The 26,018-nt window shown below is 56.6% G+C and carries 29 protein-coding genes; 13 read left to right on the top strand and 16 right to left on the bottom strand.

The window, feature by feature from the left end; translation table 11 throughout:
* Nucleotides 1–75: 75 nt before the first annotated feature.
* Together IMCC20628_RS09200 and IMCC20628_RS09195 are read right to left on the bottom strand one after the other, a co-directional pair.
* Nucleotides 76–603 (bottom strand): gamma carbonic anhydrase family protein, encoded by a 528-nt coding sequence (locus IMCC20628_RS09200; RefSeq protein ID WP_047029972.1) that lies wholly within the window; start codon nucleotides 601–603, stop codon nucleotides 76–78.
* Nucleotides 604–746: 143 nt separating this feature from the next.
* Nucleotides 747–1,082 carry a hypothetical protein gene (locus tag IMCC20628_RS09195; RefSeq protein ID WP_047029971.1) on the bottom strand — a complete coding sequence of 112 codons (336 nt, stop codon included), beginning with the start codon at nucleotides 1,080–1,082 and terminating at the stop codon, nucleotides 747–749.
* Between the two features lie 168 nt (nucleotides 1,083–1,250).
* Between IMCC20628_RS09195 and IMCC20628_RS09190 the strand changes: the two genes are divergently transcribed.
* The gene (locus IMCC20628_RS09190; RefSeq protein ID WP_156174456.1) at nucleotides 1,251–1,922 is read left to right on the top strand and encodes a hypothetical protein; all 672 of its coding nucleotides are present in this window, start codon (nucleotides 1,251–1,253) and stop codon (nucleotides 1,920–1,922) included.
* 27 nt (nucleotides 1,923–1,949) lie between these two features.
* Here IMCC20628_RS09190 and IMCC20628_RS09185 read toward each other — a convergent pair whose 3' ends face one another.
* Together IMCC20628_RS09185 and cysE are read right to left on the bottom strand one after the other, a co-directional pair.
* Entirely contained in the window at nucleotides 1,950–2,153 is a 204-nt protein-coding gene (locus IMCC20628_RS09185) for a DUF3126 family protein (RefSeq protein WP_047029970.1), read from the bottom strand.
* Between the two features lie 114 nt (nucleotides 2,154–2,267).
* Entirely contained in the window at nucleotides 2,268–3,092 is an 825-nt protein-coding gene (gene cysE, locus IMCC20628_RS09180; protein ID WP_047029969.1) for a serine O-acetyltransferase, read from the bottom strand.
* 172 nt (nucleotides 3,093–3,264) lie between these two features.
* On the opposite strand from cysE, the gene IMCC20628_RS09175 reads away from it, so the two are divergent.
* A complete protein-coding gene (locus tag IMCC20628_RS09175; RefSeq protein WP_047029968.1) occupies nucleotides 3,265–4,071 on the top strand; it encodes an enoyl-CoA hydratase-related protein in 807 nt (268 codons plus the stop codon).
* Nucleotides 4,072–4,128: 57 nt separating this feature from the next.
* Here the strand turns inward: IMCC20628_RS09175 and IMCC20628_RS09170 are convergent, their stop codons facing one another.
* Entirely contained in the window at nucleotides 4,129–5,019 is an 891-nt protein-coding gene (locus IMCC20628_RS09170; RefSeq protein ID WP_082128082.1) for an alpha/beta hydrolase, read from the bottom strand.
* The gene (locus IMCC20628_RS09165) at nucleotides 5,016–5,810 is read right to left on the bottom strand and encodes an alpha/beta hydrolase (RefSeq protein ID WP_047029967.1); all 795 of its coding nucleotides are present in this window, start codon (nucleotides 5,808–5,810) and stop codon (nucleotides 5,016–5,018) included. Before IMCC20628_RS09165 ends, IMCC20628_RS09170 begins: the two co-directional genes overlap by 4 nt.
* Nucleotides 5,811–5,988: 178 nt before the next feature.
* Here IMCC20628_RS09165 and IMCC20628_RS09160 point away from each other — a divergent pair, with 178 nt between their 5' ends.
* Together IMCC20628_RS09160 and IMCC20628_RS09155 are read left to right on the top strand one after the other, a co-directional pair.
* The gene (locus tag IMCC20628_RS09160) at nucleotides 5,989–6,234 is read left to right on the top strand and encodes a zinc-finger domain-containing protein (RefSeq protein WP_047029966.1); all 246 of its coding nucleotides are present in this window, start codon (nucleotides 5,989–5,991) and stop codon (nucleotides 6,232–6,234) included.
* Between the two features lie 37 nt (nucleotides 6,235–6,271).
* Nucleotides 6,272–7,450, top strand: coding sequence for an FAD-dependent monooxygenase (locus IMCC20628_RS09155; protein ID WP_047029965.1), 1,179 nt, complete (start codon nucleotides 6,272–6,274; stop codon nucleotides 7,448–7,450).
* On the opposite strand, the gene IMCC20628_RS09150 is transcribed toward IMCC20628_RS09155, so the two are convergent.
* From IMCC20628_RS09150 to IMCC20628_RS09130, 5 genes are all read right to left on the bottom strand, one after another.
* Entirely contained in the window at nucleotides 7,429–8,178 is a 750-nt protein-coding gene (locus IMCC20628_RS09150) for a TIGR02117 family protein (RefSeq protein WP_047029964.1), read from the bottom strand. The genes IMCC20628_RS09155 and IMCC20628_RS09150 overlap by 22 nt on opposite strands.
* 12 nt (nucleotides 8,179–8,190) lie before the next feature.
* Nucleotides 8,191–8,988 carry an amino acid ABC transporter ATP-binding protein gene (locus IMCC20628_RS09145; protein ID WP_047029963.1) on the bottom strand — a complete coding sequence of 266 codons (798 nt, stop codon included), beginning with the start codon at nucleotides 8,986–8,988 and terminating at the stop codon, nucleotides 8,191–8,193.
* A 15-nt stretch (nucleotides 8,989–9,003) separates the two neighbouring features.
* A complete protein-coding gene (locus tag IMCC20628_RS09140) occupies nucleotides 9,004–10,137 on the bottom strand; it encodes an amino acid ABC transporter permease (RefSeq protein ID WP_047029962.1) in 1,134 nt (377 codons plus the stop codon).
* A gap of 3 nt (nucleotides 10,138–10,140) precedes the next feature.
* On the bottom strand, nucleotides 10,141–11,349 hold the full coding sequence (locus IMCC20628_RS09135; protein ID WP_047029961.1) for an amino acid ABC transporter permease: 1,209 nt from the start codon (nucleotides 11,347–11,349) through the stop codon (nucleotides 10,141–10,143).
* Nucleotides 11,350–11,492: 143 nt separating this feature from the next.
* Nucleotides 11,493–12,515 carry an amino acid ABC transporter substrate-binding protein gene (locus IMCC20628_RS09130; protein ID WP_047032409.1) on the bottom strand — a complete coding sequence of 341 codons (1,023 nt, stop codon included), beginning with the start codon at nucleotides 12,513–12,515 and terminating at the stop codon, nucleotides 11,493–11,495.
* A gap of 351 nt (nucleotides 12,516–12,866) precedes the next feature.
* Here IMCC20628_RS09130 and IMCC20628_RS09125 point away from each other — a divergent pair, with 351 nt between their 5' ends.
* Complete coding sequence (locus tag IMCC20628_RS09125; RefSeq protein WP_047029960.1) at nucleotides 12,867–14,054, top strand: cystathionine beta-lyase; 1,188 nt, start codon at nucleotides 12,867–12,869, stop codon at nucleotides 14,052–14,054.
* 50 nt (nucleotides 14,055–14,104) lie between these two features.
* Here IMCC20628_RS09125 and IMCC20628_RS09120 read toward each other — a convergent pair whose 3' ends face one another.
* The 3 genes from IMCC20628_RS09120 to IMCC20628_RS09110 are packed head-to-tail and all read right to left on the bottom strand — an operon-like array spanning nucleotide 14,105 to nucleotide 17,541.
* A complete protein-coding gene (locus IMCC20628_RS09120; protein WP_082128081.1) occupies nucleotides 14,105–16,366 on the bottom strand; it encodes a PAS domain S-box protein in 2,262 nt (753 codons plus the stop codon).
* Between the two features lie 38 nt (nucleotides 16,367–16,404).
* Nucleotides 16,405–16,836, bottom strand: a complete 432-nt coding sequence (locus IMCC20628_RS09115; protein ID WP_047029958.1) for a response regulator — start codon at nucleotides 16,834–16,836, stop codon at nucleotides 16,405–16,407.
* A 21-nt stretch (nucleotides 16,837–16,857) separates the two neighbouring features.
* Entirely contained in the window at nucleotides 16,858–17,541 is a 684-nt protein-coding gene (locus IMCC20628_RS09110) for a LuxR C-terminal-related transcriptional regulator (RefSeq protein WP_197078423.1), read from the bottom strand.
* A gap of 435 nt (nucleotides 17,542–17,976) precedes the next feature.
* Between IMCC20628_RS09110 and IMCC20628_RS09105 the strand changes: the two genes are divergently transcribed.
* Together IMCC20628_RS09105 and IMCC20628_RS09100 are read left to right on the top strand one after the other, a co-directional pair.
* Nucleotides 17,977–19,269 carry a site-specific integrase gene (locus IMCC20628_RS09105; protein WP_047029956.1) on the top strand — a complete coding sequence of 431 codons (1,293 nt, stop codon included), beginning with the start codon at nucleotides 17,977–17,979 and terminating at the stop codon, nucleotides 19,267–19,269.
* Nucleotides 19,269–19,769: a hypothetical protein gene (locus tag IMCC20628_RS09100; protein ID WP_047029955.1), complete on the top strand. Its 501-nt coding sequence runs from the start codon at nucleotides 19,269–19,271 to the stop codon at nucleotides 19,767–19,769. Before IMCC20628_RS09105 ends, IMCC20628_RS09100 begins: the two co-directional genes overlap by 1 nt.
* 91 nt (nucleotides 19,770–19,860) lie before the next feature.
* Here the strand turns inward: IMCC20628_RS09100 and IMCC20628_RS09095 are convergent, their stop codons facing one another.
* On the bottom strand, nucleotides 19,861–21,138 hold the full coding sequence (locus IMCC20628_RS09095) for an IS66 family transposase (protein ID WP_047029489.1): 1,278 nt from the start codon (nucleotides 21,136–21,138) through the stop codon (nucleotides 19,861–19,863).
* 94 nt (nucleotides 21,139–21,232) lie between these two features.
* Here IMCC20628_RS09095 and IMCC20628_RS09090 point away from each other — a divergent pair, with 94 nt between their 5' ends.
* From IMCC20628_RS09090 to IMCC20628_RS09075, 3 genes are all read left to right on the top strand, one after another.
* On the top strand, nucleotides 21,233–21,454 hold the full coding sequence (locus IMCC20628_RS09090) for a DNA-binding protein (protein ID WP_245307905.1): 222 nt from the start codon (nucleotides 21,233–21,235) through the stop codon (nucleotides 21,452–21,454).
* Nucleotides 21,454–21,645, top strand: a complete 192-nt coding sequence (locus IMCC20628_RS09085; RefSeq protein WP_047029954.1) for a hypothetical protein — start codon at nucleotides 21,454–21,456, stop codon at nucleotides 21,643–21,645. The genes IMCC20628_RS09090 and IMCC20628_RS09085 overlap by 1 nt, the downstream gene beginning before the upstream one ends.
* Nucleotides 21,646–21,979: 334 nt before the next feature.
* Complete coding sequence (locus IMCC20628_RS09075) at nucleotides 21,980–22,492, top strand: hypothetical protein (RefSeq protein WP_047029953.1); 513 nt, start codon at nucleotides 21,980–21,982, stop codon at nucleotides 22,490–22,492.
* Nucleotides 22,493–22,736: 244 nt separating this feature from the next.
* Here IMCC20628_RS09075 and IMCC20628_RS09070 read toward each other — a convergent pair.
* Nucleotides 22,737–24,088 (bottom strand): IS3 family transposase gene (locus IMCC20628_RS09070; RefSeq protein ID WP_156174385.1). Its coding sequence is split into 2 segments (ribosomal slippage): nucleotides 22,737–23,752 and nucleotides 23,752–24,088, totalling 1,353 coding nucleotides; the frame shifts between segments, so codons are not numbered across the junction.
* A gap of 119 nt (nucleotides 24,089–24,207) precedes the next feature.
* Between IMCC20628_RS09070 and IMCC20628_RS09060 the strand changes: the two genes are divergently transcribed.
* Genes IMCC20628_RS09060 through IMCC20628_RS09050 form a run of 3 tightly spaced genes read left to right on the top strand, consistent with a single transcriptional unit; the run spans nucleotide 24,208 to nucleotide 25,833 of the window.
* A complete protein-coding gene (locus IMCC20628_RS09060) occupies nucleotides 24,208–24,426 on the top strand; it encodes a hypothetical protein (RefSeq protein ID WP_047029952.1) in 219 nt (72 codons plus the stop codon).
* Nucleotides 24,427–24,472: 46 nt separating this feature from the next.
* Entirely contained in the window at nucleotides 24,473–25,534 is a 1,062-nt protein-coding gene (locus IMCC20628_RS09055) for a phage major capsid protein (protein ID WP_047029951.1), read from the top strand.
* Nucleotides 25,528–25,833, top strand: a complete 306-nt coding sequence (locus IMCC20628_RS09050) for a hypothetical protein (protein ID WP_047029950.1) — start codon at nucleotides 25,528–25,530, stop codon at nucleotides 25,831–25,833. Before IMCC20628_RS09055 ends, IMCC20628_RS09050 begins: the two co-directional genes overlap by 7 nt.
* Nucleotides 25,834–26,018 lie beyond the last annotated feature (185 nt).

Here is a 26,018-nt window from a genome sequence, read left to right as displayed (position 1 = left end):
CGAGTCCCCATGCTTCCCCGCAACGACCAAGGCCTTGAGCCGACCCCAAAGTCCCCTGGGGTCGGCTCCTTTGTTTCAACTCATTCGTTTCAGGCCCGCAGCAAAACGCTTCGCGTTATCAACGTAGTGGCTGGCCGACAATCTCAACCTGGCTTCAGCGTCAGCATCCAGCGTCCGGATCACCCGGGCGGGAGAGCCGACAACAAGAGAATTGTCCGGAATCACCTTGCCCTCGGTGATCAGCGCGCCGGCGCCAATCAGGCAGTTCTTGCCGATTGTAGCGCCATTGAGGACTGTTGCTCCCATACCCACCAGAGAGTTGTCGCCAATCGTGCATCCGTGCAGGATTGCCGTGTGGCCAATGGTGCAGCCTTTGCCGATGGTAAGCGGAAAGCCCATATCGGTGTGCAGAACGCAATTTTCCTGAATGTTTGAACCTTCTCCGACGCTGATCGGTTCATTGTCGCCGCGCAGGACCGCGCCAAACCAGATGCCTGCCCCCTCACCCAGAATGACATGGCCAATGACCTGCGCGCTTTCGGCGACAAAATAAAATCCCTCCGGAAGCACCGGCTCCTTGTCATCAAGACTGTAAATCGCCATTCCGAATTCTCTCCCTGTTCCCGTAGCTTGATGCCATACGCATGGCTCTGTCGGTTTGTAGAGTTCAATTTCCGCAAAAGAAACATCTCAACCGGCCTGTTCAGGCGAATTCCGCAGCCCGCCTTCAGCGGCAGTGACAATCATCAGGCCAAAAAATAGCCGCTCGCGAATGCCAATTGCAGAACCACCACGCCCGAACACATCGACCAACCGCCAGCGACCAGGGCCAGGACGGCATAGAGCGGCATGGTAACCGAGCCACGCCGCCAGTTGTTGAAACCGTTGACCAGAAGCAGCCGCGGTCCGATCACTGCAGTGAGAGCCACTTCCAACCCGATCCGCACCGAACCGGCTGATGCCGCGTCATCCGTAGGTTCACGCCATCCGGCAAACCGGACGATCTCCAGAACTATCCACGACGTGGCAAAACCTGTCGCCATGGCGAAGACTGCAGTGAGGATATCGAGTGCGTAAATCATTGATTAACCATCTAGGGTTCAGAATTGAAACTCGTCAAGACTCCCTGCAAAGGCCGTGCCACGGCCGCACGTTCCAATTTGGCACAAACTCCCGACTGGCTGGCAATGTCCGACACCACTGACTCTCTCAAGCACACTCCGCTGCTGTCACCCAGGTTTGTCTGGAAAATGACTGCTGTCGTGGCCGTCATGTGCCTGATCACCATGGCAATCACGGTGGCCGGTCATATCATTGGCAGAAACATATCGCGTGCGGGCAACACAGCCGACCTGACCATGCATGAAATCGTCATCGGAAATGACGTGCTCCGGCTGCCGGCCAATGTGATCCGTTTTGAGAATCAACGGGTATCGGGTGTTCAAGCCGCCGTTGACGCCTATTTTGCCTGGCCCGGAATGAACGGGTACAGTGAGGCCAGCCGCAGCATCTTCAGCCAGACTGCTTCCGCCGACGGACTTGTCTTTGTCCGAGTTGCACAAGCGACGATGTCGCGCGACATGTCTGGCCGCTACACCCCGATTTACAAGAGGCTGACTGATGGCCTGCCGGTTGCCGGGCCCAATGGCCTCAATTCGTACAGGCTGAAATCTGGCGCTGGCTACGCCAATGAACTTATGTATGTGGAGCGCACCACAAGCGAACGCCCCTACACCATTCGTTGCCTCGTCGAAGAGGCGGCATCGGAAATGGATTTCAACACAAGGACCGGTTGCCAGCGCGACATTTCGATCGGCAAGGATCTGTCCGTAACCTATCGTTTTTCGATAGATCTGTTGCCGCACTGGCGGGAGATCGAAGACGATATCCGCCAACGGCTGGAGGCAGCGCTGATCAAATAGCGATCAGCGCTCGTGCGTGCGGATCGACTAGAGATCGATGTCGAGTATGGCCATCGAGAAATTGAACGACAGTTCTCCGTCCTCGTCGTCGCGGAAAATGATGCCGAGAAATTCGTCTCCGAGATAAACTTCCGCCGAATCGTCCTTCTTGTGCCGCGCCTTGATCATGACCTTGTCATTGAAAATGCGCTTCAAATAGGCGTCAAGCTTGGCAATTTCTTCCGGTTTCACGGTGCTCTCCTGGGCAATTGGATGTGTCGGGCTTTTGGCATGGACGGCCACCTAAATCAAACCCGCGCTCGGGTTTTACGATGACAATCTCAGCTTGATTGACAGAAGACTGCCCTAACTGGGTGAATTGAGCATCTGATCCATGGCGCGCGATGGCTCCTCGCAACCAGCCGTCCCGACAACGCGCGCAGGAACGCCGGCCACCGTGGAATTAGGCGGTACGGGTTTCAAGACCACCGAACCGGCAGCAATGCGGCTGCAATGGCCGATCTCTATGTTGCCGAGTACTTTCGCGCCTGCACCGACAAGAACACCATTTCCGATCTTGGGATGGCGGTCGCCGGTTTCCTTGCCGGTGCCACCAAGAGTGACGCCCTGGAGAATCGAGACATTGTCACCAATCGTCGCGGTCATGCCGACAACAAGACCGGTTGCGTGATCGAGAAACAAACCCTTGCCGAATTTTGCGGCCGGATGAATGTCGGTCTGGAAAATTTCCGACGACCGGCTCTGCAGATAGAGCGCCAGATCGACACGTCCGCGGTTCCACAGCCAATGCGCCAGACGGTGGGTCTGGATCGCATGAAAACCCTTGAAATAGAGCACCGGCTGGAGGAACCGGGTGCAGGCGGGATCACGGTCATAAACCGCCTGAATATCGACGCGCAGCACCGATCCCCACTGCGGCCAGTCATCGGCCATCTCGAGGAAGGTCTGGCGCAACAGATTGGCCTGCAGATCCTGGTGGTCGAGGCGCTCGCAGATGCGGTGAATGACGGCTGCTTCCAGCGACGGCTGGTTGAGCACGGTCGAATAGAGGAACGCCGCCAGTAGCGGATCCTGAGCGATCGAGCGTTCGGCTTCGATGCGGATCGAATCCCAGATCGGGTCGATGGTCTTGAGCGACTCGCCCGCCCGCACACCTATATTCGTTGCCATTGCCGCCTCCGGGCCAGTTTGTTTCGACTGCATATCGGTTATGTCAAACGCGCTAACAACGCGGTACCACTTTGAAACCATGCACAAACATCGCCATCCAGAGCATCGATTTTGAACGCGACGTGCACTCAAAGATAAGACACAACGGCAAAAAAACAAATGGGCAGTTGAAATGGACGTAAATTATTCCTTTGCCGGCGGCGCGATCACCACGGCCATCGGCGGTGACGGCATTGGCCGAATGATCATCAACCGGCCGGAAAAACTCAACGCTTTGACCGACGCCATGTGGCGAGCCATACCCGGCGCGCTCGACTGGCTGGCAAGTATGAACCATGCCCGCGTTGTCATCATCGAAGGCGCAGGCGGCAAGGATTTCTCTGCCGGCGCCGATATTGGCGAGTTCGAAACGCTGCGAAAAGACGGCAGCACTGCGCGCATCTATGAGAAGGGCAATTCCGATGCCTTCGCAGCTATCCGGACCTGCCCTGTTCCGGTGATTGCCGCTGTTCGCGGCATATGCTTTGGCGGCGGATTTGGCATTGCTGCCGCCGCTGACATCAGGCTTGCCGACGAGACAGCACGATTTGCCATTCCCGCAGCCCGGCTTGGGTTGGCCTATCCGATTGATGCCGTTCAGGATCTGGTGCGTGCGCTCGGCGATCAAAAGGCCCGCTGGGCGCTGTTCTCCGCGCGCGAGATGTCCGCCAGCCAAGCCCTGGCCAGCGGCTGCCTGCTGACCCTGTCCGGACCTGGTCAGCTTGAGATGGAAGTGTTCCAGCTCGCTTCGGATATTGCCGAAGCGGCTCCATTATCGGTGCGCGCATCAAAAGCGGCGATTTCGGCTCAGGCTAGCCGATTGCAACAGGATTTCGAACAGGCCGAGGCACTCGGCGCCCGAACCTTCGAAAGTCTGGATTATGCCGAGGGCCGGTGCGCCTTTATGGAGAAGCGCCGCGCGGCTTTTTCTGGAAAATAGCGCATGGTGTGAAAAGGTGCTGTGTGGTTTCGCGGCAACGGCATGCAGGAACAGAGTTCAGGCGCGGCCCTCAAGCTGGTCCAGAAACCCCAGCACAGCATCATTGAAGGCATCATTGCGGTCACCGGCCACCATGTGCCCTGCCCCCGACACATCGACAAAATCGGCATGCGGAACCATGCCGAAAAATGCGACCACACCCTCTTCGGTGACCAGTTCGGATTGCTGACCACGGACCAGCAACACCGGAATGGCCAATCCTCGCGCCGCTGCGATCAGCCCGTCCTGTACCGCTTCGCCGCCGGTGTTTATGGTGCGCGGTCCGTCGATGAATGCCGGGTCCCAATGCCAGCGATATCGTCCATCAGTGCCGATGCGCAGGTTCTTCGCCAGCCCGGCCAGCGAGCGTGGCTGCGGCCGGTGCGGCAGATAGGCGGCGATCGCGGCGGCTGCCTCTTCCAGCGTTGCAAATCCTTCGCGCATCCGCTCCGACATGAAACCCTGAATGCGGCTGATGCCATCGGGGTCCATATGTGGCGTGATGTCGACCAGAATCAGACCGGCGAGCAAGCCCTGCCCGCCCAGATGCGCAGCCATCAGCCCGGATAATCCGCCAAGCGAAGCGCCGACCAGCACCGGCGCCTTGCCGGTTTGTTCGGTAATAGTGCGGCAAAGCGCAACAGCATCAGCAGCGTAATCGCTAACCGCATAGGCCTGGTCGTCCAGCCAGGCGCTGTCGCCGTGGCCGCGCTGATCGACCGTGAATGCCGTGTGACCGGCATCGGCGATCCGCCGCGCCGCACCGCCCCAGGCATGACGGGTCTGACCGCCGCCATGCAACAACAGCACCGGATTGCCGTGATTGGAGCCTTTCGGCTCGTGCCTGTCGGCGACAAGCCGGTTGCCTGACGCGCCCTCAAATTCCACCAGAGACTTGATATCACTCACTGAAAATCACCGGCATCCACATCGGCAAAGAACTCAAGCGTTGCTGCCTTGAACACCTTGTCGCCGACTGCGAGCATGTGGTCGCGGTTGGGAATGTCGAGCGCGCGGGACCGCGGGATGAGTTGGGTCAGCCCTTCAGCCGAGCCGGCGATGTCATCCCGGGTGCCGACACCGACAAGCGCCGGCATCGGCAGTTGCGCCAGATCTTCCGGGTTCACCAGTGTCCGGGAAGTGCGGATGCAGGCAGCCAGCGCCAGCCTGTCGCTCTTGGTCTGATCGGCAAAGGCGCGAAACATTCTGCCGCGTTCGTCGCTGACATCCTCGATGGACGCGGCCAGCAGCGCATCGGCGATCGGGTCCCAGTCGCCAACCCCGTCAACCATACCCATTCCGAGGCCGCCAAACACCACTGAGCGGACCAGATCAGGCCGGGCGATGGAGAGGAACGCCGAAATCCGCGCACCCATGGAATAACCGATGACATGGGCTGAGCTGATGTTGAGCGAATCGAGCAAACCGGACGCATCAGCCGCCATCATCTCGGGATGATAAGCTTCCGGATCATGCGGCTTGTCGGACTCGCCATGGCCGCGGTTGTCGAGCGCGATCACCCAGTAACCGGCTTCATCCAGCGTCTTGAACCAGCCTGGAAACACCCAATTGACATGCGCGGTGGATGCAAAACCATGAACAAGCAGAACCGGAACACCCTCGGGGTTTCCGGCTTCATACCATGTAATGTCAACATTCCCGGAGGTGTAGCGGCCGGCCTGCAAGCGATCCAGATTCATGTGATGTCCCTTTTCGCACCCTAACTAGCTCAATCAGTTGATCTTGCAAATGTCGCCTGTCGCTGAATCCACGATGGACTGCCGCAGCTGACCGGAAAGAGACCAAAAACCCGCTACACATTTGGCAAGTCAGCGTATATGGTCCGGCCAAATCAAGTTCGCCGCGACGGAGATATGCATGGCTGACCACAAGATTCCGCATTACCAGAATGATGCAGGCCACGCTGCGGTCGAAATCGGCGTGAAGGAATTCATGTGCGTGGGTGCAAACCCGCCCTTCGACCATCCGCATGTGTATCTCGACATGGGCGCCGACAGTGAAAAAGTCTGCCCCTATTGCTCTACTCTCTACCGGTACAATCCGGCGCTAAGCTCGGCAGAGACCGTTCCGGCCGGATGTTCATGGGATCATCAACCCGCCTGAGACCGAGTTCGGCAAGCCTCTGACCCGGGAGGGCGCAATGGCGGCTCACAACATCTTGATTGTCGGAGCCGGCATGGCCGGACTGGCAACCGCCCTCGCCTTTGCCCAAATTGGTCATGAGGTCGATATTGTCGAACAGGCGCCGACACTCAGCGAAGTCGGCGCCGGATTGCAGATTTCTCCCAATGCCAGCCGTATCCTGATCGCGCTCGGTCTCGGGGAGCGTCTGGCCGAGATCATGACCTGTCCCGACGACATCGCCTTGGTATCAGGCAACTCACTTCGCGAAATTACCCATGTTCCCTGCGGTAACTTTGCTGCCAACCGTTGGGGTGCGCCCTATGGCGTCATGCACCGGGCTGAACTTCAGGCTCTGCTGCTGGACGCGGTCCGCGCCGATCCGCGCTGCCGGCTGCATCTGGATCAACACGTTGAAGCCGGTGATATCAAAACACTGCATGAGCGCCTTGGCCAGCCTCGGCCGCACTTGGTCATAGGCGCGGACGGCGTCTGGTCGCAAACCCGGCACCTAGTGCCAGGCGCCAAACATCCAAAATTTTCCGGTCAGGTTGCGTGGCGCTTCAAAGTATCGGCCAGTGCCGCGCAGGCGATTCTCAATCCGGGAAACGTTACCGCATTTCTGGGCCCGCAGACCCATTTGGTGGCCTATCCGCTGGAGCATGGCACTGCGATCAACATGGTGGCGATCACCAGGGGCAAGGATCCCGGACCGGATTGGGCCAAGCGCGAAAACCCCACAGATCGCACCCAATTGTTGCGTGCCTTTGGTCATTGGCATCCCGATGTCGTGGCAATTTTAAAAACGGCGCCGCAAATGACCTGCTGGCCGCTGTTTGAAGTTCCGGACGGCCGTTGGAGCAACGATGCCGGAATTGTGCTGATCGGCGATGCCGCCCACGCCATGACGCCTTTTGCGGCCCAGGGCGCTGCCATGGCTATCGAAGACGGCTTTGAGCTGGCGCAAGTTTGCGAAGGCCTGACGGATGACGCCTTGGCCCAAGCGATTTCGGGCTATGAAACCCGGCGAAGGATCCGCATCGGCCGGGCCCGGCAGCGCGCAGCTTTCAATCAATTTGCCTATCATGCCAAAGGACCGATCCGGCTGGCGCGCGACGCTGTGCTGGCGCTCAAAACGCCCGAAAGCCTCGCCGCCGACCTGGACTGGCTCTATGGCTATCGCGCCGCCGGATCATAGGTAAAGCGGCTTGAAGAATTGTGCAGATTCATGCTCGCAGTGAGCAACCCGGGCAATGGCGTCCACCAGCCCGTGGTCAGCCCCGCTTGCCGCAGCATTCGTGCAGTCCAGACATTGCAGCCGATAAACGCATTGAACCAACCTTCCGCCTCGTAGAACCTGTCGTAGTCGCCATATCGCGCGCCAGCAACGACCACCGGCAAACCATCGGCGTCAACGGAGAAACTGGCGAGCAACGATTTCATGAGGCGCTGATATGACGCTTCATCAAGTTCGATCGTGCTGACGGATGGGTGCGCCCGATCAATCGCGCCTGCAAGCCCCATGTGCATGACTGAGTGATCGAGGCTCAGCGCCTTCAAGACCGGGCCAGGCTTGAGGTCTGACCAGGTCGGCGTTTCGACATAGAAGCTGCGCCCGCCCCACCCGGCGACAATGTACTCGACACCTGACTGCGCGGGATCCAACCCGTCGGCAGCCATGAAGGAAAACCGAGCCACGACATCCGGGCTCGCGGGCAGAGCCAGATCGGTATGAATGGCGCTCGACAGAATCAAGACTGTGCGGGTGGGAACGACCGGTTGCGAAACCGCAGCCAGCGCCGGATGAGGATCAAAAAAGGGCCTCGGAACCAGAGTCCCGAGGCCAATACATATTACAACACTCAGCAGCGCGCCAAAAGCGTAACGAAAGCTATGGGACCAGAAACTGCCAGCCCCGAAAGCCAAGGTCGGTGATTCCTAATGCAGAATCTGGCTCAGGAACAGTTTTGTCCGTTCATGCTGCGGATTATCGAAGAACTCGTCCGGCGCATTCTGCTCGACGATCTGGCCCTGGTCCATGAAGATCACCCGGTTGGCCACCTGACGCGCAAAACCCATTTCGTGAGTGACGCACAGCATGGTCATGCCTTCCTCGGCCAGCCCGACCATTGTGTCGAGCACTTCCTTGATCATTTCCGGATCGAGCGCCGATGTCGGCTCATCAAACAGCATGATGCGCGGGTTCATGCATAGCGAACGGGCAATCGCCACACGCTGCTGCTGACCGCCCGACAACTGACCGGGGTATTTGTTGGCCTGTTCGGGGATCTTGACCCGCTCCAGGTAGTGCATGGCAATTTCTTCGGCCTTCTTCTTCGGCATCTTGCGCACCCAGATCGGCGCCAGCGTGCAGTTTTCGAGGATGGTCAGATGCGGAAACAGATTGAAGTGCTGGAACACCATGCCGACTTCACGACGGACCTCATCGATCTTCTTGAGATCGTTGGTCAGTTCGATGCCATCGACAATGATTTTGCCCTTCTGGTGCTCTTCGAGACGGTTGATGCACCGGATCATCGTCGACTTGCCTGAGCCGGAAGGCCCGGCGATGACGATCCGCTCGCCGCGCATGACTTTCAGGTTGATGTCGCGGAGAACGTGAAAATCGCCGTACCACTTGTTCATGCCGATGAGCTCAATGGCTACATCAGTCTCCGACACCGTCATTTTCGATGGGCCGGCGCCTTCTTTAACCGCTGCATTGTTGTCAGCCATGGTTATGTTCCCTTTTTATCGTTTGTGGCCAGTGTCGAGCCGCCGTTCCATATAAGCGGAATAGCGCGACATGCTGAAGCAGAAGATGAAGAAAACCAACGCCGCGAAGACAAAGCCTGTCGCCGGCGTTGCGGGTGATATCCAGTTAGGGTCATTCATGTTCTGCTGGACGATGCCGAGCAGATCGAACAGACCGATGATGAGCACCAGACTGGTGTCTTTGAACAGGCCGATGAAGGTGTTGACGATGCCTGGAATGACCAATGTCAGCGCCTGCGGCATGGTTACCAGCCGCGTGCCCTGCCAGAAGGTCAAGGCCATCGCATTTGCCGCTTCGTACTGACCTTTTGGAATCGCCTGCAGCCCGCCGCGGATCACCTCGGCCATGTAAGCCGATGAGAACAACGCCACACCGATGAGCGCACGCAGCAGCTTGTCGAAGCTGACCCCGTCGGGAAGAAACAAGGGCAGCATCACCGACGACATGAACAGCACCGTGATCAGTGGCACACCGCGCCAGAACTCGATGAAGATAATGCAGAACATCTTGACGATCGGCATTTCCGATCTCCGACCAAGCGCCAGCAGAATGCCGAGCGGGAAGGAAACCACGATCCCCACGATTGCCACCACCAGCGTCACCAGCAGACCACCCCAGAGTGGCGTGTCGACTGGTTCCAGGCCGAACTGGCCTGTCAGCAGAATGAAGGCGAGGATTGGGAACACGACGAGCAGATACAGCGCATTCTCGCGCTTGTATCGGATCGATGGAATGGCAATCGGTATCAGACCCGCGATCAGCAGCAAGCCGGACAAATTGACCCTCCAGCGCTCTTCCACCGGATAACGCCCGTAGATGAACTGTCCGAACTTGGCCTCGACGAAGGCCCAGCAGGCTCCGGTCCCCCGAGCAATACAGTCTTCCCGGCTTTCACCGGACCAGACGGCACTGATAAACGCCCAGTTGATGATCGGGGGAATGAGCCAAATCAGGAACAGGATAGTGACGATCGTCAGCACCGTGTCACGTGGCGTTGCAAACAGGTTTTCCCTGAGCCAGCCCACCACACCACCGGTCGAGATTGGTGGCGCCAGTGTCGGGCTTTCCTGTGTGCGCACATAAGCGATTGATTTTGAGTTGTTGTCCATGGCTCAGCGCTCCACCAATGCAACACTGGAGTTAAACCAGTTCATAAAGGCTGACGTCAAAAGCGACAGCGTGAGGTAGACCAGCATGGTGATCGAGATCACCTCCACCGCCTGACCGGTCTGGTTGAGCACCGTACCGCCGAAGATCGACACCAGATCCGGATAGCCGATTGCCACCGCCAGCGACGAATTCTTCGTCAGATTGAGGAACTGGCTGGTCAGAGGCGGAATGATCACCCGCATGGCCTGTGGCACGATGACCAGACGGCTTGTCAGGTTGGGCCGTATTCCCAGCGCAAACGCAGCCTCGGTCTGACCGTGCGACACGGCAAGAATTCCGGCCCGGACAATTTCGGCGATAAACGATGCCGTGTACAGCGACAAGCCCAGCAACAGCGCCATGAATTCAGGCTGAATGACCCATCCGCCCACCATGTTGAAACCTTGCAGGCTTGCATATTCAATGGAAACCGGCCTGCCGGAGATCAGGAATGCAAGCAATGGCAAGACAATGAAAACCCCAAGGCCGGTGAGGAAAACCGGAAATTGCTTGCCTGTGTCCATCTGCCTTTTCTTGGCCCATCGGCCAATGACGAACCAGGCAACCAGCGCCAGCGCTGCAGCATAGAAAATCAATGAAGACCCATCTTCCGGGACCAGTCGCGGAAGATACATTCCACGATTATTGATGCTGAAGGCGATTTCGACGCCCGCTTCCTGGGCAGACTCTCGCGGCGAAGGCAGGATCGAAAGCACAGCCTTGTACCAGAACAGCAACTGCAGCAGCAGCGGGATATTGCGCAGTGTTTCCACATAGACCGTGGCAAATTTCTGCACCAGGTAGTTTTTCGACAGCCTGGCAAGACCAACAATGAAACCGATTGTTGTCGCAAAGAAAATGCCGATGACCGCAACGACCAAGGTGTTGAGCAAACCTACAAAAAAGGCCCGCAGATAGGTGCTGTCATTGGTGTAGGGAATAAACGACTGACCGACATCGAAGCCAGCCCGTTCGCTGAAAAAACCAAATCCGGAAGCGATCCCTGCTCGCGCCAGATTGTCGACGGCATTTGAAATACCGGAATAAACCATCGCGATAACGGCGATGATCAGCAAAGCCTGGAATACAAGGCCGCGTGCCTTGGGATCATTCATCAATGATACGCGACCGGAATCACCAGCGTCCGTTGAGACGCCTGCTTGATCAGCCATACCTGTCCCCAACTCTATTCGTCCGGACCTTGTGGCCGAATCGTTAATTTAACCTGTCGTCGTTGCGTCAGGCTATACGGCCCTTCTCACAAGGCCGGAGAAAGGCGGGCTCCAAAGGGAGCCCGCCTGATACTTGCCAGTCCTTAACGGAGCGGCGGTGCGTACTGCAGGCCGCCCTTCGACCACAGCGCATTGACGCCACGACCGATTGCAAGCGGGGTTGATGCACCGACGTTGCGTTCAAACACTTCGCCGTAGTTGCCGACCTGCTTGATCACATTGTAGGCCCAGTCATTGCTGACACCGATGGAATCGCCGAATGTGCCTTCCTTGCCGAGAAGACGCATGACGTTCGGGTCTGTCGAACCGAGCATCTCATCAGCATTGGCCGAGGTGACGCCCATTTCTTCAGCGTTGACCATTGCAAAGTGAACCCACTTGACGATCGAGAACCACTGATCGTCGCCCTGGCGAACCACGGGACCGAGCGGCTCTTTGGAAATCACTTCTGGCAGAACCATGTGTTCGTCCGGAGCCGACAGGCCGAGACGGATCGAATACAGGCCCGACTGGTCGGTGGTGTAGACGTCGCAACGGTTGGCGTCGTAAGCCGCATTCACTTCTTCCAGCTTTTCGAACACGACCGGATTGTAGGTCATGCCGTTGGCCTTGAAGTAATCGGTCAGGTTGAGTTCGGTGGTCGTGCCTGTCTGCACGCAGACCGATGCGCCCGAAAGCTGCAGCGCCGAATTCACACCGAGCGACTTGCGAACCATGAAGCCCTGACCGTCATAGTAGTTGACGCCGGCAAAGTTGAGACCCAACTGGGTATCACGGCTCATGGTCCAGGTTGTGTTGCGCGACAGCACGTCAATCTCGCCGGACTGAAGCGCTGTGAAGCGTTCCTTGGCCGACAGCGGGCTGTACTTTACAGCGGTCGCATCGCCGAAGACTGCAGCGGCAACGCCACGGCACAAGTCAACGTCCATACCCGACCAGTCACCTGCATCGTTTGGTGCCGAGAAACCGGCGAGGCCGGTCGAAACGCCGCACTGGACGAATCCCTTCGCCTTGACGTCTTCAAGCGTTGTGGCGGATGCCGCGGAGGCTCCCATGCCAACAACGGCTACGCCGCCAATGACAGCTGACAAAATTTTATTGTTCATTTGATACAACCCTTTTTTTTCTGTTGCCTTGTTCTGGGGTGCGTAAAGCAGCCGAGGCCAAAAATCGTCTACCTCTACCTCGGCCATTTTGCACTGCCATATACCATGCCGAAATCATTTGACCGTCAAGCCTTCAACAACCGAAAACTGCTAAGTCCCCTTATTTGGTGCGCCTCGCGGGGTGAAAACGCCCTCCAGCATGTCAAAATCCGCTCAATCTTTCATGACCTCTCCGCATTGACGGCACCTGGCCAAATGATCTGCGGCCATGCTTGTGGATGAGAACAACTCGCGATATGCCGTTGGCACATTCAACACGATCACACGCGCAGCCAATCGAACGGATTCCAGATGAGCACAACCCAAAAACCGACCCCAAAAGGCATAAACACTCGTCTGGCCCATTCCGGCAACAAGCCGCGTGATTTCTTTGGTTTTGTAAACCCGCCAGTCGTGCACGCTTCAACCGTGCTGTTCCCGGACGCCGCCACCATGGTGTCGCGCGACCAGAAATACACCTACGGCACGCATGGTACTCCGACAACAGACGCGCTCAACTCCGCGATTGACGAACTTGAGGGATCGGAAGGCACCATCGCGGTTCCATCCGGGTTGGCAGCGATTACAGTGCCATTCCTTTCAGCCTTGAGCGCCGGCGATCACCTTCTGGCGGTCGATTCCGTTTACGGCCCGACCCGCAGATTCTGCGACGACATGTTGGCGAAATTCGGCGTCGAGACAACCTATTATGATCCGATGATCGGCTCTGATATCGAAAGCCTGATGCGGCCAAACACCAAACTGGTCCACACCGAGGCGCCGGGCTCCAACACGTTCGAGATGCAGGATATTCCGGCCATCGCCGAAGTCGCTCACGCCCATGGCGCGCTCGTCTCGATGGACAACACATGGGCGACGCCATTGTATTTCAAGCCGCTGGATCATGGCGTTGATCTCTCGATACATGCTGCAACGAAGTACCCCGCAGGCCATTCCGACATCCTGATCGGCACGGTCTCAGCCAACAAGCGTGCCTGGCCGGCATTGACCAAAACCTTCTCCATGCTGGGAATTTGTGCCGCACCGGACGACGCCTACATGACCTTGCGCGGCCTGCGCACCATGGGCATCCGCCTCGCCCGCCACCAGCAAAGCACACTGGCCATCGCCCGGGCGCTCGAAGAAATGCCGGGCGTCGCAAGAGTTCTGCACCCGGCGCTTGAAAGTTTTCCGGGCCACGCTCTGTGGAAGCGTGACTTCTGCGGATCCAGCGGTATCTTCTCGATCGTTCTCGACGTCGCCAATCCGGAGCATCATCAGGTCAAGGCACACGCCTTTCTCGATGCGCTTGAGATATTTGGGCTTGGCTATTCCTGGGGTGGTTATGAAAGCCTGGCGGTGCATGCCAATCTTTCCGACCGGACCATTGCCATGCCGCCCAAGCAGGGCCCGGTTATCCGCCTCCAGATCGGTCTGGAGGATGTCGAGGATCTGATGGTGGATATTGAACGTGGACTGGCCGCGGCAAAAGCCGCTTGAGAAACCGGTCAAGTCAGTTGATTTGAATCCGCCATGCACAGGGCCGTGAGCTATTGCGCCGGCCCTGCGCTCTCGCCGGGTGTATTGCGGACGTTGGGAAGCGTTATGACAAATCTGGCGCCGCCCTTGTAGTTCGGGTCGAGAACAATTTTGCCGCCATGGCTCTCGGCGATTCTTCGGCACAGCGACAAGCCGATGCCTGAACCGGTGTATTGCCGTTCATCGCGATGCAACCGCTGAAACACGCCAAAAACATGCTCTGCATATTTCGGGTCAATTCCGATCCCGTTGTCTTCCACCACGATCGACGTGAGCGCTTTGGTGTTGGTGACTTCGACACGGATGTGCGGAGCTGTTGTCTCGCCCCGGTATTTCATCGAATTGGCGAATAGATTTTGAAACAACTGGATCAGAAGGTGCAAATCCGCGTGGACTTCGGCTTCGACATTTCCTGTCAGGCGAGCCCCGGTTTCGATGGCGTTGACGGCAAGGTTGTTCCACGCCGAACCGACCGCTTCGGACAATCTGAAAGTTTTCGGCTTGATTGCCTGGTAGGCCAGTTGGGAATATTCCAGAAGACTGGAAATCATCTGTTCCATGGCCTTTCCGCGTTCGGAAATATGCGTTGAGTATTCCGCCAGCTCATCCATTTTTCCTGCTGCCACATCTTCCGCCATCATCTCGGAGAACAGCCGGATTTGCCGTAACGGTGCTTTCAGGTCATGTGAAACGATCCCGGCAAATTGCTCCAGTGCGTCGTTACGCTGGGCCAATTCGCGGGTTTGACGCGCGATTCGCTCCTTCGCCTTGTAGCTTTCGGTAATATCGCGGCCAACGGAAACCAATTCCACCGCCTTGCCGTCCCTGAACGTCATCTGGTTGGTCCATATGAACCAGTGCCGCTGACCGTTATGATCATTCATCGCCCGCTCGTAGGAATCGATCGGCTTTTCCGGCGTCAGTGCGGAGAGGTGCGACCACACGTTCTGCCGTATGTCTTCGGGAATGAATTCGATGAATTTGCGCCCCACCATCTCGTCGGCGTTGCGGCCAATGAACCCGGCATAATGCTCGTTGACGTATCTCAACGTCGTATCGGGGGCTGAGCGCGTGATCATGTCGGGCAAGCTTCGAACCAGGGCTTCGAACTCATGCCGCTTGCGCTCCATCTCCCGCTCGAGCTCGAGACGTTCGGTGATGTCCTCACCCAGCGCCAGGATCACCGGCTCGGAAGCGTTGTCCATACGTTCCATCCGCACTCTGCAGACATAGGTGGTTCCATCCTTGCGCCTGAGCCGCGTATCCGCCAGCAGCAGCTTGGCTTCTCCCGATATGATCGCGGCGGCCTTTTGGGCCAACTCATTGGTATTCGAATCCACGTTGACCATCTGCGGATCGAGTTCGCGCAACTCCTCCATGCTGTACTGCAGATTGTCACACGCGGCTTTGTTCGCGTAAATGAATTTGCGATCAGCCAGTCTGACCAGAAACACTTCCTGCCCGACGCCCTCGATAATTGACCCCAACCGTTCCGCTTCGGTCTTTATGCGGGTAAGCGCGCTCACATCGGTGCGAATCCCGACCCGGTAATTTTCCTCGGTGACAATTTCGTCAATCTGCAGCCACTTGTCCGGCGTGATCTGCTGGACGAACTGCGAAGTCGGGCTGAAATGCCGTTCCAGCCTTTCTTTGATCCATGCCTCTTGTGACTCTGCGGTTGTGCCCGCTTCCGGATACTGACCATGTGCCAGCCCGTGCCGGACTATCGCTTCAAATGTCACCCCTTCCTGCATGGCGGGTGCGGCCAGCGGGTAGAGCTCGCGATAGGCATCGTTGCACAGGACCAGGCGGTCCTTCTCATCGTAAACAACAAATCCTTCGGGTATCGAAGCCAGCGCCGTCTTGAGTATCTTTTCAGCCCGTAGACGCTCTTCCTGTGCCGCAAGAATTTCCGTGAGGTCACGAATGATGCCGACCATGCCCTCTGGCTGGCCATCCTCTGCAAGGACCTGGCTGAAGGAAAGTTCGCCGGGAAAGATGCTGCCATCCTTGCGCCGGAAATTGACCCGTTGATGAACCCGCCCTGACTCTTTTGTCAGCGGATACATTTCCTTGCCGATTTTTTCGAACTCCTCGGTCGAGGCGTAAAAATCAGATGGGTTCATCTGCAGGATTTCGTCGATCGTATAGCCGAACGTCGTTGCTGCAGCAGCGTTGGCTGCAATTATCTTTCTATTGTTGTCACCAATGATCACCGGATCCGCCAAGGAATCATACATCGCCCTCAGCAGGTTCTCTGTTGAGATCGCCATCTCAGATCACCAGCCAATTAAGCAAACGGGCACTAGTCTCACAGGAAATCTTCGGCGCAGTTTTCCGACAGTTGGTCGCGGGTATATTCAGCGATGATGAAGGAAATCGCAGTCCCGTCGATTTCATCCTTGCCAATCCGGAAATCAACGCCAAACTCTTGGAAACGCTCGAAATAACTGCCGCTCAAATCGGACGAGATGATCCCGATCGGCCCGACATAGCCTGCCCCGCGCAATAGCGGCGCGGTTTCGCGGAAATCATTGTTCGGCACCAGGCGATTGTCAAGAAACACCATGTCAACGCCACCGGCCTTGACGCAATCCACCGCTTCCGAGATGCCATCGACATAATCGAGCTGGATGTCTGCGCCCTCTGCCTTGGCAAGCTTTCGTTTCAGCAAGGTGAATTCCGCCGGATCATCGTCGATCAGCAAAATTCTCAGCTTCGGGCTTGTCTGTTCCGAATTCATCGGCGGCTTTCTCCCGTTGATTTAGCTGATCAGGCCGCTTCGCAATGCGGATGCTACCATTTGAGCACGGTTGACCACATGCAACTTTCGCATGACCGTGGCAATATAGGAATTGATCGTGTGTTCGGACAATCCGAGAATGATGGCAATCTCGACGGAAGTCTTGCCTTCAGATGTCCAGGACACAATCTGGATTTCCCGGTCATTGAGACCGCTGATGGAATCGAGCGACAGGATCACTCCGAAATAACGTTGAAAAATCAGGCTGGCGTCAAGCGCGATCAACGCCAGTTTCTCACTCTTTGGCTGCTCCATACCGCCGAGCATGGCCAGTCCGAAGCGTTTTCCGATTGCAGTGTGCAGTGGAATGACGATTGCCGCTTCCGTGCCGCTCAGTTCGACAAGACCGCAAGGAGCCTCCCGCAAATCCAGAACACTGGGCGCAGTGGATCGCTTCAGATGCTGAATGACCGGATCACCACATTCCAGCGTCTTGCCTGCACCTTTGTCAAACCATGAATCGGGAAAATTATGCAAGGAATGGGTGTGCTGGAGATTGACGGGCTGATCATCAGACGGGATCTCGGCGAGACCGAAATATTCACACCCGTTCTTGCTGGCCACATATTTGAACAACCTGAAGAAATCCATCCGATTGACGGCAAGTTCCAAATCAGGACCAAGATGTATGGCAGAATCCAGCATCAGCATAGGGTCTCTTTCGAATCAGCAGTAATTTGTAGACATAACACTTGAAGGCAATTCAATTCCACCCGACCTTACATCTCGCCGTTCACGCTATTTAGTTCGGTACAAAGCCGAAGTTACCCGAACTATGGTTTGGAATCCATCGACGATATTTCTTCGGAGAAAATAACGTGCTTGTGTCCGGTACAGCCCTTGGAAAAATGGCGACCCCTGCAGGATTCGAACCTGCGACCGTCGGCTTAGAAGGCCGGTGCTACACCCCCTACCCTTACTGACATAACTGTGACTTTCGATTGCAAAACCCTTGCATTGCAAGGCTTACAGTCATAATTATACGCCGATGGTCAATGAAAGCGATTACCCTTGTTTACCGCTTTTTGCTGACATGGCGCTGACACGACTGATTGTGTCAGCAAAATCGAGGGGCGTAAAATGCCAAAAATCACTAAGCGAACAGTAGACGCGGCTCAAGCTGATCCTGGCCGACGTTTTTATATATGGGATGATCAGATCAAAGGCTTCGGGCTTTTGGTCCTGCCATCTGGCGTTAAGAGCTACATATACCAGTATCGGACACCGGAAGGACGCGAACGGCGGGCCACAATTGGCAAGCACGGCTCAATAACGCCGGATGAGGCGCGTGATAAAGCGGACGCCATGCGCCGCGCTGTAAAGGAAGGTCGTGACCCGCTGGCAGAGAAGCGCGAACGATTGCAAGCAGTGACTGTTGGCGACGTACTAGACGCTTATCTCGACTCCGACGCTTTCGCAGCAAAAACGGACAGGACACGCGCTACAGACAAAGGCCGCATTGTACGTCATTTGAAGCCGCTACTGGGCCGCAACCATGTTGACACGTTACGACCCGGCGATGTCGAAAAGGCATTTGCTGCAATCCGCGACGGGAAAACAGCTATGCGGGAAAAAATGGGGCCGCGCGGACTTGCCCGCGTGACGGGTGGAGAAGGAGCTGCCCGCAAATCTGTACGGCTTTTACGTTCGACGCTTCAATGGGCGGTACGTGAGCGCATGGTGAAAGCGAATCCGGTGGCCGATGTCAGAACCGGCACCGATGGAACCCGCGACGTGATTCTTGACGATGCGACGGCATATGGTCGCCTGTTCCAGACCCTCGACCGGATGGAAAACGAAAAGCGAATTCGACAACCGGTGGCGGACGCGATCCGCATCATTGCATTGACTGGCGCGCGACGTGGTGAAATCACGGGCATGATCTGGCAGCACGTTGACCTCAAAGCGGGCCTTGTAACGCTGCCGCCATCCGGACACAAGACAGGCCGGAAAACGGGCAAACCGCGCGTGATAGGCCTTCCTGCCGCTGCGCAGGCCATCATAGCGAGACAGCCTAGTTGCGAGGCTAGCGACTTCGTTTTTCAACCTGCAAAGGGAGACGGGCCGGTTTCGCTATCGAAGGTCTGGGCAAAGGTTCGCGAGGAAGCCAAACTTCCAGAAGGCATCGGCTTGCACGGACTTCGGCATTCACTCGCTAGCCATATGGCAATGGCAGGCGCTCAGGCTTCCGAGATAATGACGGCACTCGGGCATCGCAGCATCACTACCTCTGCGAAATATGTGCATTGGGCCACTGACGCGAGGCAAGCGGTTGCTGAGAAAGCGGCTTCTGTGGTGCTCGCCGGAATGGACTTACCGTCTGTACAGGCAGCATACTCGGGCCATGTGGTGCCTATAAAAGGTGGTTCTTGATGGACGATAAGCCAAAACCAGAATTGCGGCACAATAATCACAATTTTAGGGACCGCATGAAGAACCAAGCTAACGGGTTTGAACGTTTTAAGGCGCAGATGAAAGCAAATGCGGCTGAAATGATCGAGGCGAGTCGGGGCATCGACTGGCAAGAAACCAATGAAATTATGAAGAGGTATCGGGCCACAAGAGATGATCCTGAAAACCCAAAGTCAAAAATTTGGGAAACTGCAATTTCAGATAAAACTCCACGTGAAGCTTCATTATTCTGGCGATATCTCCCAGATCCTTTGAAACGGCGCGGCAGGCCGAAAGGCGGAATGCTCGTTGCTGAGGAGGCCTTGTTCGATGAAATGACTGCTCGAATGGAAGCGACAGGGAAGCATCGCAAAACAGTGGCTCGCGAACTCATTCAAGAGCGCGGCGGCGTACATCACGCTGAATTAGAAAACCGCGTGAACTATGTCGCCCGGCTGCATGGGAAACGCGTAAAGAAATAACCGAGAATTAATTACGCGCGACCACGCGCAAATTACCCTGCATCTGTAATTACCCACCCCTGAATTTATGATTTCGGGCCTTGATGTCGGCCTACGCCAAGACGGATGCGATAACCTGGAAGGGATTTGCGCCTTTAAGGCGGGCGGTATCGACGGTTGTGCGTACATCCGCCTCGGCTTGGGCGGCCCACATGGCGCGATATCCGTTTGTCACCTTTCTCTGAATGACCCATGGACGGAGCTTTCGCTCAGATGTGTTGTTGGTGACATCGACTTCTCCGGGATAGTCGCAAAACGTCAGCAGCTGATCGCGGGCCCGCCCGATCTTGGCCTGGAGCTTTTGGGCCAGGTCGCATGAAGTCGGGGCGCATAGAAGCCCGGCAAGCTGTTTATCGAATTTGCGCTTCTTGCTTGCGACGGTAGACGCAGCGAATGTGCTTATGGCTCTGGCGAAATCAAACACACGGCCAAACCAAAGCTGGAAGCGAAGAGGGAGATCATCCTCGCCATGTTCCAGCGCAAAGGCTGTATCACGCGCCAAATGTGCAAGGCAGGTTTGATGTCGATGGCCGTGAGATTGCTGGGCTGAATACCGATCAGATATCCATACCTCGGGGACATGGCCGCCCATGGTCTCGTGAACGACCCGTGCTGCACGGGAGTAATCGGGCTGGTGGACAACGGCATCCTTGCAATGAAAAACCCAGTGTTGGGCATTTGTGCCCTCAATACGCACACCGGTTTCGTCGCTGGCGACAACGCGGGCGGCTCGAAGGCTGGCCTTGGCGGCCTGTGCTGTGGCCTGGAAGCTCGGACGGGAGCGGGCAAACATGTTCATGATCGCGCCCTCGCTCGCATGGAGGCCGAAGATATCCATGAACACACCGCTCAGGCGTTCGTAAGACAATGCATGGAAACTCTTGAGGTAGATCGCCAGCGCGTGAATGCCTGGCCCGAACGGCGTTGCGGTTGCCACGGCAGGTGCGGTGGCTTTTGTCGTCGTGCCGCATTGCGAGCAATGACAGGAAAAACGCCGATGCCGGGTGACATGAGGACGGATCGCAGGAATATCGATCTCGTCATAGGCCCCGGCCAGCACCATCGTATCATCACCGGAAAACGCATGGCCGCATCTCTTGCAGGCGGTCGGTTCATGATCGCGAAACATGTCGGCAAAATCCGCCAGCACCCTATTGTGGGGTTCATGCCCGGGCTTGGCTCCACCCGGTCGTGAGTTGACGCGTTTCTCTTTCTTGTCCGTAGAGGGCGGCTTGGAAGACGTCCGAGAATCCTTGGCAGGCCGTTGGAGCCGAAGCACCATCTCGATCAATTCGTCCTTGCTCAGCTGCTGCAAATCAGTCCGATCCATATCATCATGGATTCAGACATTGTGGTGCATGGCAAGGGGGTGGGTAATTACCTGCATCTTTTCCTTGCTAACTACAACTGGCGAAGGAAATCAGATGAATATGCCAACTTTCTTTGACCGAAAGGAAGCCGCACGACGGCTTACAGAACAGGGTCTCAAGGTTTCACCGGCAACACTGGGAAAATGGGCGGTCCATGGCGGCGGGCCAGTCTACCAGATTTTCGGCAACAAGGCGGTTTACACGGAAGACGCGCTTTCCGCTTGGGCTGAGGCGAAACTTTCGACACCTCGCCGCTCCACGTCAGAGGTGGCGTAATGCAGCATGATCTAGATCCGTCCGAAGCCGTTACGCTTGCCGCGCATTGGCTGGCGACCACGCCACATGAACAATTCGAGGGGCCGGTTATCCCGGCGATCCGCAAGAGGTTTCCGCTAACAGTTGCGGAAGCTTGCGAGGCGGCTGCAATGGCCGGAAAAATCAGGGGGGCGCAGAATGCGAAACTCTGAAATGGAAACCGCCGACCCTTTGGCGAGGATCGGCGGTAATGTTCTCGGAAAGCTTGGCAGCAAGTCCGAGATGGACAATAGCAAGAGCGGTGAGACCGGGCAAGAGAAACCGAACTGGAGTGATCGGAACCCGCTGGCCAGGTGGGCGCATCGGGCCTTTCAATCTGCATTAGATCGGGGCCTTGTGACGCGCAAGCCGTGTGAGGTTTGCGGCGACCCTAAGACCGAGTTTCACCATTTCCCGGACAAGTACGACCAACCTTTGACGGGGCAGCATTTATGCAGGCTGCACCATAGGCGGGAACATGCCCGGCTTAGAAGTGAGGGCATGTAAATGTCCCGGCGCACATTCTCTAAAGTCAGTCCGTCTGTTTGGCAGTCGGCACGGTTCCGGGCGCTCTCTGAGGGGGAGCGTCTGGTTTATCTCTACTACATCACATGCAGCCATGTTGACAGTGCGGGGTGTTTTCACCTGCCGGACCTTTACGCATGTGCAGATCTGGACCTCTCACCGGAGGAATACGAGCCGATGCGGGAAGCCCTAATCGCTGCGGGCCTGATCGACTACGACACTGCAACATCGTTTGTGCGGATTGCCCGGTGGTTCAAACACAATCCGCCCATGAATCCGAAACACGCCCAAGGAACGCGAATTCGGATTGAGGCTATCCCCAGCGAGCGGTTGCGGATGGATTGCCTGGCGGAGTTCGAGCCGGTTGAGCATGGCATCATCGAGAAGGCGGAAGAAACGGCAGCGAGAAAGGAAATGGACAAATTCAAAACTGGGCAAACGTTCGGAAGCGGTGCGCTGCTTTATACTCGTTTTATGAGTGGGGCCGGGCGATGACCGGATCTCAAAACCCTATGCATACGGTATTTTACCGTATCGATACTGTCTCGTACGGTATGCGTACAGAGACAGAAACAGAGACAGAAACAGAGACCAAGACCAAGGGCGCTTCGCGCGCTCTGGAGGAAGGAAGTATTCGGACCGGTAATCCCCTTCGACATCTCACAATGTCCGTCGTCAGATAAAATGGGACATCAGAGCGGCTTGAGTATTGGAGGCTCTGGTTCGTTTGTGTGACTGATTATGCCGCTTGTTTTTGATGGTGCAAGCGACGTTGGCGGATTGTCAGCTTCTTGATCTCTTTCCTTTCTCTCAAGATGGCTTTGTCGCGCCCAAAGTAGACGTCGGCGGGTGTGACGTTCTTCAAGCTCTCGTGGTAGCGCCTGTTGTTATAGTAGTCGACGAAGGCCTCGATCTGGCGTTCAAGATCGCCTGGCAGATAGTAATTTTCCAGCAGGACCCGGTTCTTCATCGTCTGATGCCATCGCTCGATCTTTCCCTGGGTTTGCGGGTGGAACGGGGCTCCACGAACGTGATCCATCTTCTTGTCCTCCAGCCATTCAGCCAAATCGCCAGAGATGTAACATGACCCGTTATCGCTGAGCAGGCGCGGTTTGTGGCGCACGACGGCCTGGTCGCAGCCCGATGCCTGAAGCGCCAGTTCAATGGTGTCTGTCACGTCCTCGGCCCGCATGTTTGTGCAAAGCTTCCAGGCGATGATGTAGCGGCTGTAATCGTCCAGGATCGTGCTGAGGTAATACCAGCCCCACCCGATGATCTTGAAGTAGGTGAAGTCGGTCTGCCACATCTCATTGATGGCGATAGTTTTGTCTTTGAACTCATTGGCTGCCTTGATCACCACATAGGCCGGTGCGGTGATTAAATCGGCTTCCTTCAGGATACGATAAGCCGATGATTCAGAGACAAAATACCGCTTCTCATCAGTGTATTTGACTGCCAGCTCCCGGGTCGTCAGCGCCTCGTGTTCCAGCGCGAACTCAATCAGGTCATCACGCCGGTCTTGGGGGATACGGTTCCAGACCGACTTCGGCCGTGGAGACCGATCATCCAAGGCAACAACCCCACCGTCGAGGTAAAGATCATACCATCTGTAAAAAGTGGTGCGCGGTATGCCCAGCATATCGAGGGTCTGCTTGGTTGGCAGGTGCGATCCTTCGACCGTGCGAATGATCTCAAGCTTCTCGGTCGCAGGGTATCTCATGCCTCGTCCTCCCCAGCACCTGTCATGCTTTTTTTGAGCAGGCGGTTCTCCAGGGTCAGATCGGCGACGCATTCCTTCAACGCCAAGGCTTCAGAGCGAAGGTCCTTTACTTCCGGCGACGTCGCTTGCCGTGCTGTGTCACCCGAGAGCCGGCGCTTGCCTGCTTCCAGGAACTCCTTCGACCAGCTGTAATACAGGCTTTCGGCGATACCTTCGCGGCGGCACAGCACCGAGATGCTTTCCTCTCCACGCAAACCCGCCAAAACGATACGGATTTTTTCCTCCGCTGAATAGGTCTGGCGGGTCTTGCGGCGGATGTTCTTGACCAGCTTGTCAGCTGCGTTCTTCGATGTTTCAGGCTTCTGTCTCATCTCGATCTCCCAATCGGTAAGATGAACCAGAAATCCTCCGTTGTTCAAATCCTCAAATCTGTCCCACGGGCGCTGACGTCAGACAATCTCACAAGTCGAGACAGGCGGGGTGCAGGGGCATGACAGGGGCAACTCGCAAGAAGCGTGAACGCGAAAAGAAACGGGCCGGGATGGTCTTCATAAGCTTTTGGACTGATGAGGTTGATTTGGCGCTCAAGACAGAAGCGGCGGGCACCATTGATCCGAACCTAGCCGATGATTCAAAAGCGCTATCAGAAGCAACGCGCAAGCTGGTCGAAAGGCTCCAGATAGGTGTCGCGCGCGACATCGAGACGTGACGCAATCGGCTAAAATCGTCTCATGATAAAATCGGAGACAAAAAACTTGAAAGCTCTTATATCACTGCCAGACCGGCAACCGCGTTCGACTAACATCGAGAAGGCGCTTTTCGCATTGTCGCGCGGGGCAATCAGTCCCGACCGCAACCGGCGCACGGATATTTCCAAGGCCGTATTTGCCGATGACAAGACCGTCAATGCCATCATTGACCGGGGCGCGGCTCCGGTTGGAATGGTTAGCGGTTCCGGCTATGCGGCGGAATTATCACAGAACCTTTTCGGCGAATTCCTGGCAGGGCTGGCACCGCTGTCGGCGGCGGCGCGCATCATGGGAAGCGGATTGAATGTCCCGCTGAACCGGGCCGCTACTCTGAAGCTTCCAACGCGAGAAGGTGCGCCATCGACCGAGGTCAGTTGGGTCGGCGAAAGCGATCCGATCCCGGCACGGGCTTATACGCTGTCCGATGATTGTTTGCTTACTCCAAAGAAATTTGGCTTCATTGTCGGAATAAGCCGCGACGTTGCTAAACGCGCGGGCGGCGATACAGTTATTCGCACACTCATGCGCGAAGATGCAGCCGCAACTCTCGACGGGGCATTTTTCAGCGCCGATGGGGCTGACAGTAAGACACATGCCGGAATGCTCGCCGGGCTGGATGCACTCGCCGGTTATGCCGGGGGTGACCGTGAGGCGCTGGAATCCGACCTTATCGCGCTGACAGATGTTGTTGCACCGTCCGGTTCCGGCAGCGTCGTTTTTGTGGTGTCACCAAAGCGGGCCGCGCGTATTCGCATCAAGGCTCCGGACATCAACCGGGAAAACATTTTCCTGCCTTCATTGGCCGTCGCGGATGGCGACATGATCGCAATTGATCCGCTGTCATGGGCGCATGGAGTCGGCGACGATTTTGAAGTTGATGTGTCCGAATACGCTACGCTCCACGAATCCGATGAACCTGCGGAAATTGTCTCAGACGATCCGACGACCGCTGACCCGGTCCGGTCCTATTACCAAACATCGGCGCTGGCTTTCCGGCTCATTGGCGATGTTGCCTTTGCACCGCGCCGCGCGAATGCCGTTGCATGGGTGTCAGGTCTGACATGGTGACCACTATCCGCAAGACAAACGAGAATGCGCTTATGACCACATCCGGGCGCAAGACGCGCGAACAAAGGTTGGCCGGTTGGCTGGACGTTGCCAAAAAAGTGGACGCTGACATCAAGGCGCTACCGGCACCGCGTGACGTTCGCCAAGTCGCCAATATCTTAATGCTCCAGCTTGCGGGTTATGGTGTTTTGAACAGTGGTTTGATCGACGGGTTAGAGGATCGGATCAAGGCGCTTGAAACAAGAAACGAGAAGCCGCGCAAGCGAGTAAGGGCGAAGACGAGGCCGCACCATGGATGAACGGCGCGTGAAGTTGCCAGCGGATCTAATCGCTAAGGTGCAGGCAACCGGTGATTTGGCCGTGCTTGCGGGATGTGATGCGCACGAGGCCATAGAGCTTTGCAAGCGTACGATGGCCGATTGGCTGAAATCCGATGAGGGCAAGAGGTGGGAAGAACATGCTGGGCGCTGAGAGTCGCACGGCA

The organism is Hoeflea sp. IMCC20628 (assembly GCF_001011155.1).
Lineage (GTDB): Bacteria > Pseudomonadota > Alphaproteobacteria > Rhizobiales > Rhizobiaceae > Hoeflea.
This window is presented reverse-complemented; position numbering and strand designations above follow the sequence as displayed.